General features: G+C 49.6%; 10 protein-coding genes. 4 read left to right on the forward strand and 6 right to left on the reverse strand.

Annotated elements, in window-relative coordinates; translation table 11 throughout:
* The first annotated feature begins 17 nt into the window (after positions 1-17).
* Entirely contained in the window at positions 18-1,046 is a 1,029-nt protein-coding gene (locus FXF61_RS05590; RefSeq protein WP_151184337.1) for a quinone-dependent dihydroorotate dehydrogenase, read from the forward strand.
* A gap of 64 nt (positions 1,047-1,110) precedes the next feature.
* Here the strand turns inward: FXF61_RS05590 and rmf are convergent, their stop codons facing one another.
* Entirely contained in the window at positions 1,111-1,326 is a 216-nt protein-coding gene (rmf, locus tag FXF61_RS05595; protein WP_151184338.1) for a ribosome modulation factor, read from the reverse strand.
* 410 nt (positions 1,327-1,736) lie between these two features.
* Here rmf and rlmKL point away from each other — a divergent pair, with 410 nt between their 5' ends.
* The gene (rlmKL, locus tag FXF61_RS05600; protein ID WP_151184339.1) at positions 1,737-3,980 is read left to right on the forward strand and encodes a bifunctional 23S rRNA (guanine(2069)-N(7))-methyltransferase RlmK/23S rRNA (guanine(2445)-N(2))-methyltransferase RlmL; all 2,244 of its coding nucleotides are present in this window, start codon (positions 1,737-1,739) and stop codon (positions 3,978-3,980) included.
* Positions 3,981-4,193: 213 nt separating this feature from the next.
* Positions 4,194-5,153, forward strand: coding sequence for a 23S rRNA pseudouridine(2605) synthase RluB (rluB, locus tag FXF61_RS05605; protein ID WP_371921503.1), 960 nt, complete (start codon positions 4,194-4,196; stop codon positions 5,151-5,153).
* 43 nt (positions 5,154-5,196) lie between these two features.
* On the opposite strand, the gene FXF61_RS05610 is transcribed toward rluB, so the two are convergent.
* The 5 genes from FXF61_RS05610 to FXF61_RS05630 all read right to left on the reverse strand — a co-directional run bounded on the left by FXF61_RS05610 (position 5,197) and on the right by FXF61_RS05630 (position 10,055).
* A complete protein-coding gene (locus tag FXF61_RS05610; protein WP_151184341.1) occupies positions 5,197-6,120 on the reverse strand; it encodes a GGDEF domain-containing protein in 924 nt (307 codons plus the stop codon).
* 293 nt (positions 6,121-6,413) lie between these two features.
* Positions 6,414-7,151, reverse strand: coding sequence for a YciK family oxidoreductase (locus tag FXF61_RS05615; RefSeq protein WP_151184342.1), 738 nt, complete (start codon positions 7,149-7,151; stop codon positions 6,414-6,416).
* 81 nt (positions 7,152-7,232) lie between these two features.
* The gene (locus tag FXF61_RS05620) at positions 7,233-7,904 is read right to left on the reverse strand and encodes an HAD-IA family hydrolase (protein ID WP_151184343.1); all 672 of its coding nucleotides are present in this window, start codon (positions 7,902-7,904) and stop codon (positions 7,233-7,235) included.
* Positions 7,904-8,602: a bifunctional 2-polyprenyl-6-hydroxyphenol methylase/3-demethylubiquinol 3-O-methyltransferase UbiG gene (gene ubiG / locus FXF61_RS05625; protein WP_151184344.1), complete on the reverse strand. Its 699-nt coding sequence runs from the start codon at positions 8,600-8,602 to the stop codon at positions 7,904-7,906. Before ubiG ends, FXF61_RS05620 begins: the two co-directional genes overlap by 1 nt.
* Before the next feature lie 124 nt (positions 8,603-8,726).
* Positions 8,727-10,055, reverse strand: a complete 1,329-nt coding sequence (locus FXF61_RS05630) for a TRZ/ATZ family hydrolase (protein ID WP_151184345.1) — start codon at positions 10,053-10,055, stop codon at positions 8,727-8,729.
* 167 nt (positions 10,056-10,222) lie between these two features.
* Between FXF61_RS05630 and mtnA the strand changes: the two genes are divergently transcribed.
* On the forward strand, positions 10,223-11,290 hold the full coding sequence (gene mtnA / locus FXF61_RS05635; protein WP_151186016.1) for an S-methyl-5-thioribose-1-phosphate isomerase: 1,068 nt from the start codon (positions 10,223-10,225) through the stop codon (positions 11,288-11,290).
* Positions 11,291-11,333: the final 43 nt, after the last annotated feature.

Genomic DNA, 11,333 nt, shown 5'->3' on the forward strand with positions numbered 1-11,333 from the left:
GAATTCGATGCTCAACTATGTATAGCTTATCTCGTCGTTTACTTTTTAAATTGTCGCCGGAAACAGCACATGAATTAACCATCGACGCACTAGGTGCGGGTGGGCGACTTGGCTTGACGCGGCGCTTGGTTAAGCAGCCAGCAGAGTTGCCAGTTAAGGTTATGGGGTTGGATTTCCCGAACCCTGTCGGTTTGGCGGCAGGTCTTGATAAAAATGGCGATGCGATTTTAGGGCTGTCTGGTCTAGGCTTTGGCTTTATTGAAATCGGCACTGTAACCCCGCGCGCGCAGCCTGGTAATCCCAAGCCGCGCTTGTTTCGACTGCCAGCCGCTGAAGGGATAATCAACCGCATGGGCTTTAATAATCTCGGAGTTGATCATTTGTTAGCGCGAGTGCAGAGTGCTAACTTTGCCGGAATTTTAGGCATCAATATTGGTAAGAACGTTGATACGCCTGTTGAAAACGCCGCCGATGATTATTTGCATTGTTTGGATAAGGTTTACGGTTGCGCCAGCTATATCACTGTTAACGTCAGCTCACCTAACACGCCAGGTCTGCGCTCTTTACAATTTGGTGATTCTTTGCGAAACCTGCTGGATACATTGCGCCAACGCCAAGAAGACTTAACCTTCTTGCATGGTAAGCGTGTGCCTTTGGCCATTAAAATTGCGCCAGATATGAGCGATGAGGAAATTGTCGATATTGCCAACATTTTAATTGAAACTGGGATGGATGCTGTGATTGCAACCAATACCACGCTGTCGCGCAAGGGCGTGGAGGGTATGTTGCACGCTGAAGAAACTGGTGGGTTATCTGGCGCGCCAGTACGCGGACAAAGTACGCATGTGGTCAAGGTTCTAGCAGAAACGCTAGCAGGGCGTTTGCCGATTATTGCTGCTGGTGGCATCACCGAAGGGCAGCATGCTGCTGAGAAAATACAAGCAGGCGCGAGTTTAGTGCAGATTTATTCAGGCTTTATTTATAAAGGCCCAGCTTTGATACGTGAATCAGTGGATGCCATGGCTGCGGTTTTGCGTGGTCAGTAATTTTGCTCTAGGCACAAAGTCGTGAGGCCGGTCATCAGCGCCTCACGACTAAAACAGAGCTTAGCTAGCCTACAGCGTTGAGCTCATTAAGCCGATGCAGGCCAGCTGCGCCACGGAAACCGTCCCAGTTATCGCCACGCCCTTCGCGCCAGCCGTTTAACCAAGCTTGGCGAGTTGCTGCTACATTAAATGGACAGAGTTCCCGTGATTTACCCGTGACACCATGCTGGTAGCCACGTAAAAAAGCACGTTCTAACGGATCACGCTTGAGTCTTCTCATTGGGTATAGCCCTCAGTTTTTGACTAGAATGTTGCCGCAAGCTTTAGAGTAAAGCTCTATACTGTACAGTTTTTAAATCACTTGCTTTACGATCGTAATCGAGTGCGCAGAGTGGTAAAGCACAGCCGAGTTTTATCCAAACGTTGTCTCGGTTGGAATGATTGTTTGGCTATATGCGCCTGCTGTTTTTTGAATATTCACTATAAGTGACAAATTGTTTCCAATAAAAGTGATACAAAGCCTGTGATTTCAATGCTTTTCATTTTTATAAATGTTTTTAAATTACACCTAGACAGCCTTATTGAGTGCAGCGCTTTAGGTGATAAAACCGATGAAAGGCTATTCAGCGCACTGTAATCTGTTGACTACGCCTTTTTATTTGTACCTTTGCTACACACACTGAGAAATTTATGCCCGCCAATAAAGACGTTGAACTGTATTTAACATGCCCAAAAAGCCTGGAAGGTCTGTTGCTTGATGAGGCGCAGGCTCTAGGCCTCACCGATGCCCGTGAGCAACTATCGGGTGTGTCTGGGCGCGCGACGATGCAGGATGCTTATCGCATGTGTTTGTGGTCGCGCCTGGCCAACCGCGTCCTCTTGGTGCTCAAGCGCTTCAGTGTGAAAACCGTTGAAGACCTGTATCACGGCATCAATGACGTGGATTGGGCTGAGCATTTGCAAGCCAATGGCACTTTGTCAGTAGAGTTCACAGGGCGTGGCTCCGGCATTGATAACACTCACTTTGGTGCGCTAAAAGTTAAAGATGCGATTGTGGATGCGCTGCGCGATAAAGAAGGCAACCGTCCCTCGGTTGATAAAATCAGCCCTGATGTACGTGTGCATTTGCACCTCAATCGTGGTGAGGCGACCTTGTCCTTGGATTTATCCGGCACCAGCCTGCATCAACGCGGCTACCGCTTGCAGCAAGGTGCAGCACCGCTAAAGGAAAACCTCGCAGCGGCCATTTTGCTGCGTGCGGGCTGGCCAGCACTGGCGAAGCAGGGCGCAGCCTTAGCTGACCCCATGTGCGGCGTGGGTACCTTTTTGATTGAAGGCGCCATGATGGCTGCTGATATAGCACCCAATTTGCGCCGTGAGCGTTGGGGCTTCACGAACTGGTTGGGACACAACCCAGAGCTTTGGCAGCCATTACTTGAAGAAGCCCAGCAGCGTGCAGAAATCGGTTTAGCGCAGCCACCGTTGTGGATACGCGGTTATGAAGCCGACCCACGCTTGATTCAGCCAGCACGCAATAATATCGAGCGCGCTGGTTTGTCGAACTGGATCAATATCTATCAAGGCGAGTTGGCAACCTTTGACCCTAAACCTGATCAAGGCCAAACCGGGCTTGTGGTTACCAACCCGCCATACGGTGAGCGTTTGGGTGATGAAGCCAGTTTGTTGTACCTCTACCAATACTTAGGTGAGCGCCTGCGCAGTGCCTGCTTAGGTTGGCAGGCAGCGGTATTTACTGGTGCGCCAGAGCTGGGTAAACGCATGGGGCTGCGCAGTCACAAGCAGTATTCGTTGTTTAATGGTGCGCTACCGTGCCGTTTATTATTGTTTCAAGTGCAACCAGAGCGCTTTGTGCTCGCTGATCGCGTTGCCAGTCATGCCAAGCCTAGCGCGCCCGCTGAGTATGATGAAGCACCGCGCTTAACTGGTGAACCAGAGCGCACAGCAGTGACTGCGGTTGAGTCCGCACGTTTAAGCGAAGGCGGGCAGATGTTTGCCAACCGCTTGAAGAAAAACTTAAAACAGCTGAGCAAGTGGGTGCGTAAAGAACAGATTGAGTGTTACCGCTTGTATGACGCAGATATGCCTGAATATGCGTTAGCTGTTGATATCTATGCTGACTGGGTGCACGTACAAGAATATGCAGCACCCAAATCAATTGATCCTGAGAAAGCTAAAGGGCGTTTTCTGGATGCATTACCTGCTATTCCAACCGTGCTGGATGTAGTGCCTGAGCGCATTGTCATCAAGCGCCGTGAGCGTCAAGCCGGTACCCGCCAGTATGAGCGTCAAGCTGAGCGCGGCCAGTTTATGCATATCACTGAAGGTGGTGTGAAGCTGCTGGTCAACTTGACTGACTATCTGGACACTGGTGTATTCCTTGATCACCGCCCGATGCGCATGCGCATTCAGCAAGAAGCAGCCGGCAAACGCTTCTTAAATCTATTTTGCTACACGGCTGCGGCAACGGTACACGCGGCCAAAGGTGGTGCGCGCAGTACTACCAGTGTAGATTTGTCAAAAACCTATTTGGATTGGGCGAAACGCAACCTAGCACTCAATGGTTTTTCAGATAAGCACGAATTGGTGCATGCCGATGTCATGGTCTGGCTGGAAAATGATCGCGAAAGCTATGATCTGATTTTTCTAGATCCGCCAACCTTTTCCAACTCAAAGCGCATGGACGATGTGTTTGATGTGCAACGCGACCATGTACTGCTGCTCGATCGTGCCATGGCGCGCTTAGCGCCGGGCGGCAGTTTGTATTTCTCCAATAACTTTCGCCGTTTTGTCATGGATGAAAGCATTGCAGCACGCTACCAAGTAACCAACATCAGCGCGCAAACTTTTGATCCTGACTTTGCCCGTAATAAAAAGATTCACCAAGCGTGGCATTTAACCCAGCGCAGCGACTGATTTATATCGTCTATTGGCTGCGCCACGCGTATGATAAGCGACTTGCAAATTTTGCAATTTAATCACTGAAAAAGTAACCCACCGGGAGGTGCTTAGATGAACGATAAAACTAAAAAGACTGCTGCACCAGCAGTTAAAAAGCCACAGAACGAAAAAGCCAAAAAAGCTGTTGTTGCGCCAGTCGGTGAAAGACTGCAGAAAGTCTTAGCGCGTATGGGCTTTGGCTCACGTCGCGATATCGAGCAATGGATCACCGATGGCCGTGTTCTGGTCAATTCACGTGTGGCTAAATTAGGGGCGCGTGTTGATGCGCTGGATGCCATCACTGTTGACGGTCGTCCGTTGAAACAAGATGCAGAAACCTATCTGCAGCGTCGCGTGATTATTTATAACAAGCCTGAAGGCGAAGTGTGCACGCGTAACGATCCAGAAGGCCGACCAACGGTATTTGATCGCTTACCACGTCCACACACCGGTCGCTGGATTAACGTCGGACGTTTAGATATCAATACCACGGGCTTGCTGATGTTCACCACCGACGGTGAGTTAGCCAATCGCTTGATGCACCCTTCATATCAGATGGACCGTGAATATGCGGTGCGCGTACGTGGTGAAGTCACTGAAGAAATGATCGAAAACCTCAAGCGCGGCGTAATGCTTGAAGATGGTCCGGCAAAATTTACTGATGTGCAGGCAGCACCTGGTGGTGAAGGCTTTAACCGCTGGTTCCATTGCGTGGTGATGGAAGGTCGCAACCGTGAAGTGCGTCGTTTGTGGGAATCGCAAGATGTGATTGTCAGTCGCCTCAAGCGTGTACGTTTTGGTCCTGTGTTCTTAACCTCAGAGCTAAGCATGGGGCGCTGGCGTGAGATGGGCCAAGCTGAGTTGGATATTCTTAGTAAAGAAGTGGGCTTAGAGCCGGTTTTATTGCCAGAAATGAGCGAGAAAGCTAAAGATAAACTGGATCGCCAACAGCGTAAAACAGCTAAGCCTGTTGCTGCTGCGCGTCATGTTCGACGTGGTGCTGATAAAACTGTTTACACCACCAATAAAGATCAACCAGCAGAGTTTGCTAAAGATTCAAGAAAGCCACGTGCAACGGGCCCAGCAAGTAACAAGAAAGGGTCTAGCAGTACTCGTAATGCGCCAGTACGTCGTTTACGCCCTGAGTAAGCAAGCTATTTGAATTGCAACCAAGTTCAGCTAGCGTTCGCGATTAGATCGCTAGCTGAACTTGGTTACGGCCATTGTTTTTAGCTGCATATAAAGCAGTATCCGACCGCTGCAGTAGCGTTTGCTGAGTGTCTTCACTGCGCAGTGTGGCGCAACCAATGCTCGCAGTGACTGTGATCACATGTTCTTCGTGGTTGATTTGAAAGTTCTCTAAGCTCTCACGTAAGCGTTCAGCGACTAGATTGGCGTGCTGGCTGCAGGTGTTGGGCAGCACTGCTAAAAACTCCTCACCACCAAAGCGAAACACAGCATCGGCTGTACGTAATTGCGTTTGAATGTGTTGTGCGACGTGTTCTAATACTGCATCGCCTGCGCTGTGACCGTAGGTATCATTGATGCTCTTGAAAAAATCAATATCGATCATCAAAACTGATAACGCCTGCTCGTGGCGTTGCGCGGTGTAAATATCACGCTGCAGTGTTTGCTGCATGGCAATTCGGTTACCAATACCGGTCAGTGAGTCTTTTAGTGCGCTCTGTAATGCTGCCGTATAAAGCAGGCTATTGCGTAATGGAAAAATCAAACTGGCGATAATGGACTCAAAATCACCCAGCTCATCTTCGACAAAAATATTTTCGCGAGTAAAGCTGATATCGCCTAAGTATTCGCCTTGGTAGTTTAGGTTATAGGTCACACTGTGTTTTTTGCTGGTGCCCAGCTCCGCTGCAACTGCATGTCCCGCATGCTTGTAAACGAGCGAGTCATAGCTAATAAGCCGCTGAGTTGTTTTGAAGAACATCGCTAAAATATCTTTGATATCAAGTGAGCTTTGTAACTGGGTGGATAAGAGTTGGCGCAACTCAGCGTGCGATAAAGTGATAAGAGGCATCGCCTCGGCAGCACCGACAATGCGCTTGGAAATATTTTTTTCAATATTGATGACGTTGGCGGTTGGCTGCGTGTTCATGATATTCCTTTACTCTAAGCGATCTTGCTAATACTTATGCTATTATCATGCCAGTATTTATAATTCCTTTGTTATCAATAGGTTATGCTGAATTTAATGTAGGGTGTCAAAAAAATAATGCATAAGGCCATGTCTTGACTGGCATATTGATGGCACTGACAAGATTATGACGCTATGCCGAAGTCGCAGTGGCAGTGGGGTTAAATTGACGCGAGGAAGCTGCTAGGCAACACAAGGAAGTACAGCGCCAAGCCATGCGGGCAATGGCGCTGTTGGATATTGCTAAGTAACGGTTATTGCGCGTTCAGTGCTTGGCCGCTGATTTCAGCACTGTCATCACCCATTAAGTACAAGTACAGGGGCATGATCTCGGCAGGGGTGGGATTGTTATCAGGATTCTCACCAGGGTAAGCACGTGCGCGCATATCGGTGCGTGTTGCGCCAGGGTTAATGCTGTTGGCACGAATCGCAGTTCCTTCCATTTCGTCCGCCATCACTTGCATTAAGCCTTCAGTGGCAAATTTTGACACCGCGTAAGCGCCCCAGTAGGCACGGCCTTTGCGACCGACGCTGCTGGAGGTGAAAATCACTGAGGCAGCTTTGGATAAGCGCAGTAATGGCAGCATCGCGCTGTTTAGCATAAACATGGCATTAACGTTAATTTGCATAACCTTGGCAAAGTTCTCGCCAGAAAGCTGCTCAAGTGGCGTGCGCGGGCCTAAAATAGAGGCATTGTGCAGCAGGCCATCGAGGTGGCCGAATTCGCTTTCAATCATTGCTGCGAGCTCGTCATAGGCTTCCTGCGTGGCCTTTTCTAAATCCAAAGGAATAACTACGGGCTCAGAGTGGCCGGCCGCAACAATTTCATCATAAACAGCATTCAGACGTTTTTCTGTTTTACCCAGCAATAAAACGGTTGCGCCGTGGGCGGCATAGGTGCGTGCTGCTTGTGCGCCAATACCGCGTCCAGCACCGGTCACCAGAATGATACGATCTTTCAACAAATCAGCAAGTGCAGTGTAGTTAAACATAACTCATCTCTTTAAAATCAATAAGGTAAACCAGTTAGCTCATGTTAAATATGGACTGATAAGCCCTCATGTTGACGACGACTAACAACCACACTGTGCTTCTAGCAGGGCATCAATTTCGTCGATGTTATCAATCACAGCATCAGCACCCCAATTGGATGGGTTGTCGCCGGGCACGATATAGCCGTAACGCACAGCAACTGTGTGCATATTGGCAGCACGCCCAGCATCAATGTCACGTTTGTCATCACCAACATACAGGACTTGGCGCGGATCGAGCTGCAACTGCTCACATGCCGCCAGCAACATATCTGGTGCAGGTTTGCTTTTTTCAACATGCTCAGGGCAGAGCAGTACCGCGCTACGTGAACTCAACTGCAGCGCATCCATAATGGGCTGGGCAAAACGCAGCGGCTTATTGGTGGCAACGCCCCAACGAATATCGGCGCGCTCTAGGCGCTCAAGCAGCGCTAAAATACCAGGAAAAGGCCCTGTGAGCTGTGCATGCTGCACATCGTAACGGGCGAGAAAATCATCTCGCAAAAGAATCAGTTCCGGATCGTCCAGCTCTAAAGAAAAAGCATAAGCCACCATGGCTTGTGCGCCACGCGAGACGTGCTCGCGAAAGCATGTTTCACTGCTCAGAGGTGCTAGCCTGCGCTCTATGCGCATAGTCTGCACAATGGAAAAAAAATCCTTTGCCGTGTCGAGCAAAGTGCCATCCATATCAAACAAAACTGCCTCAATACGCATTAGGCATCCTTGCTCGTGTGCAGCATATAGTTCACATCGACATCGGCTTCAAGTTTATAGTGCTTGGTTAGCGGGTTGTATGTTAGACCGATGATGTCTTGTACTTGCAGACCAGCGGCACGACTCCACGCGCCAAGCTCGGATGGGCGAATGAATTTTTTAAAATCATGGGTGCCGCGCGGCAGCAAGCCCATGATGTACTCAGCACCAATAATCGCAAAGAGATAGGCTTTAGGGTTGCGATTAATGGTTGAAAAAAACACATGGCCACCCGGCTTAACCAAGGCATAGCATGCGCGAATAATCGAGGCAGGGTCTGGCACGTGCTCAAGCATTTCTAAACAGGTGACAACATCAAACTGTTCAGGCTGCTCTTCTGCCAAGGCTTCTGCAGTGATTTGTCGGTAGTTGATATCAACGCCTGTTTCCAGTTGATGCAAACGCGCGACAGCCAATGGTGCTTCACCCATATCAATACCCGTGACATGAGCGCCACGCTGCGCCATCGCTTCACTTAAAATGCCACCGCCGCAACCAACATCCAAGACACTCTTACCTGCCAAAGGGGCGCGTTCATTGATCCAGTTGACACGTAATGGGTTGATCTCGTGGAGCGGTTTAAATTCACTCTCACGGTCCCACCAGCGGTGAGCTAAGGCTTCAAACTTCGCAATTTCAGCATGGTCTATATTGCTCATAACCCAGTCCTATACGATATGTGCTGATAGTAAAGGTGCATATCATGCCAGCTTTTACAATGCTTTGCTTTAGTGTTCGCCTTGCATGCGCAGCTGTAATTTATATTGACTTTAATAAGGCTTCTTAACTATTTGATTTATTTGCTATTTTGCTCGCCCATTGCTGGCTTTTAGCGATGATCTTTTGCTCATCCATGCGCACCAGTTGACGATCTTTGAGCAACTGTTTACCGCCCACCCAAACATGCTCAACACAGTTGCGGGCGGCTGCATAAATCAACTGCGAGACCGGGTCGTAAACAGGCTGTACAGACAGGTCATTAAAGTTGAAGGCTGTAATATCAGCAAGTTTGTCGACTTCTAGTGTGCCGGTCTGCGTTTCAATGCCCAGTGCGCGAGCACCATTTAATGTGGCCATGCGCAGGGCGCGATGTGCATCAATCGCACTGGCTGATTGCGCTACCGCTTTTGCCAACAATGCGGCTGTTCGGGTTTCACTGAGTAAATCAAGGTTATTGTTGCTGGCTGCGCCATCGGTTCCAATCGCTACGTTGATGCCAGCATTCCACAAGCGTTCGATTGGGCAAAAACCACTGGCGAGTTTCAAGTTTGATTCTGGACAGTGAATGACGCTGCTATTGCTCTGCACCAGTAAGGCAATATCGTCATCATTAACTTGCGTCATATGCACGGCTTGAAAACGTGGACCGAGCAAGCCGAGGCGGGCTAGACGTGCCAGTGGGCGTTCACCATACTTGGCTATGCTTTGTTGTACTTCGACTGCTGTTTCATGCACATGTATTTGGATAGGTGCATCCAGCTGTGCTGCAAGTATAACGACATTGTCTAAGCACTGATCATTAACCGTGTAAGGTGAGTGCGGGCCAAAGCCAATGGTTAGGCGCGGATGCTGCTTGAAATCATCGAACAGCTGTAAGCCTTTGCGTAAGGCTTCGGCACTGTTGCGTGCACCGGGAACCGGAAAGTCCAGCATCGGCACAGTAATTTGTGCGCGAATGCCGCTGCTGTGCACTTGCTGACAGACAATATCAGGATAGAAATACATATCAGAAAAGCAGGTGATGCCGTTTTTCAATTGTTCTGCGATGGCTAGGTCAGTGCCGTCTCGGATAAAATCATCATTAACCCAGCGTGCTTCCGCTGGCCAAATGTGTTCATTGAGCCACGTGTGCAAGGGCAGGTCATCGGCCAAGCCGCGGAACAAACTCATCGCTGCATGGCCGTGCGCGTTTATTAAACCAGGGGTTAATACAGTGTTGGGCAGCTCACGAATATCTGCACAAGGTGTTTTCAAGGCTTGTTCACGTGGTGCGATCAGAGCAATGCGATCGCCACGAATACCCAGCGCATAGTTTTTCAGAATCACACCAGCGGGTTCCACAGGCACCAGCCATTCTGGCAATAACAGACAATCGAGCGGCAAGTGCGGCATGCATGGTTCCTACTGCAAGGTGAAATAATGTTTCTATTAGAGCATGTGTTTGATGACTCGAATGACGCAGCGTGGCTTCAATAAGGCACAAATAAGGTACAGGTGCTTTACAGCATAAGATGCAGATTCGGCTATAATTACATATTTTTCAAGGGGTCGTGCCAATGATACGTGAGCAAATGCGTGCTGCTGAGAAAGTAAAAGCACTGGAGTGGCGTGACAATGCGCTCTACTTGCTGGATCAGCGCTTGCTGCCACAGCAAGAGTTTTGGCAGCGTTATGAGACTGCTGCTGACGTGGCGCAAGCCATCCGTGAGATGCGTGTACGCGGCGCACCGGCGATTGGTGTGGCGGCGGCGTTTGCTATGGTTTTGGCGGCCCAGCAACATGTTGCCAATCACGTTAGTGATTTGTCCGCAGCGTTAGAGGCTGATTTTAGCTTGCTGGCAGAATCACGCCCGACAGCGGTTAATTTATTCTGGGCGCTGCAGGCGATGCGTGATTGCTTAGCAACGGCCCTACAAACAGAACAGCCGCTTAAAGCGCTAGAGGCGCAAGCGCTATCTATCTTTAATGATGATCGCAACGCTAACTTGCGTACAGCAGAGCTGGGTTTGCAATTGATTCGAGAAACCGGTAGCGCGCCTCAGCACGTGATGACCCATTGCAACGCAGGCGCATTGGCTACTGCTGGGTTTGGCACTGCGTTGGGCGTGATTCGTGCGGCCTATTTAGATGGCTTAGTTCGCTGTGTGCACGTCAATGAAACGCGGCCTTGGCTACAAGGTGCACGTTTGACCGCGTGGGAGCTGGCGGGCGAGGGTATTCCTTGTGCGCTTAATGTTGATGCAGCCGCGGGTCATTTAATGCAGCAGGGTATGATCAGCTGGATCATTGTCGGTGCCGACCGCATTACTGCCAATGGAGACGTGGCAAATAAAATTGGCACTTATCAGCTGGCAGTGTTGGCGCGCTATCATCAGATTAAATTTATGGTGGTAGCACCCAGCTCTACCATTGATATGCAGCTTGCCAGCGGCGCGCAGATTCCAATTGAGGAGCGCACAGGTGAAGAAATTCTATTTGTCGGTCAGCAGCGTGTGGCAGCAGAAGTTGATGCGCTTAACCCGGTATTTGACGTGACACCTGCTGCACTTATTGATGTGATCGTTACCGAGCGCGGTGTTGTTAATCAGCCCGATGCGCAGAAAATGCGCGCGTTAATGCAGAGTTGATATAAAGAAGTCTTTTGCTCGTAAACAGTGTTGGATCAAGAGA

It is taken from the genome of Pseudomonas sp. C27(2019), assembly GCF_008807395.1.
GTDB lineage: Bacteria > Pseudomonadota > Gammaproteobacteria > Pseudomonadales > Pseudomonadaceae > Denitrificimonas.

Excerpts from the sequence above, each read along its gene's own strand:
- rluB (WP_371921503.1), top strand. The coding sequence starts at position 4,194 with ATGGGCTTTGGCTCACGTCGCGATATCGAGCAATGGATCACCGATGGC.
- rlmKL (WP_151184339.1), top strand. The coding sequence starts at position 1,737 with ATGCCCGCCAATAAAGACGTTGAACTGTATTTAACATGCCCAAAAAGC.
- rmf (WP_151184338.1), bottom strand. The coding sequence starts at position 1,326 with ATGAGAAGACTCAAGCGTGATCCGTTAGAACGTGCTTTTTTACGTGGC.
- FXF61_RS05610 (WP_151184341.1), bottom strand. The coding sequence starts at position 6,120 with ATGAACACGCAGCCAACCGCCAACGTCATCAATATTGAAAAAAATATT.
- FXF61_RS05630 (WP_151184345.1), bottom strand. The coding sequence starts at position 10,055 with ATGCCGCACTTGCCGCTCGATTGTCTGTTATTGCCAGAATGGCTGGTG.
- FXF61_RS05590 (WP_151184337.1), top strand. The coding sequence starts at position 18 with ATGTATAGCTTATCTCGTCGTTTACTTTTTAAATTGTCGCCGGAAACA.
- ubiG (WP_151184344.1), bottom strand. The coding sequence starts at position 8,602 with ATGAGCAATATAGACCATGCTGAAATTGCGAAGTTTGAAGCCTTAGCT.
- FXF61_RS05620 (WP_151184343.1), bottom strand. The coding sequence starts at position 7,904 with ATGCGTATTGAGGCAGTTTTGTTTGATATGGATGGCACTTTGCTCGAC.
- FXF61_RS05615 (WP_151184342.1), bottom strand. The coding sequence starts at position 7,151 with ATGTTTAACTACACTGCACTTGCTGATTTGTTGAAAGATCGTATCATT.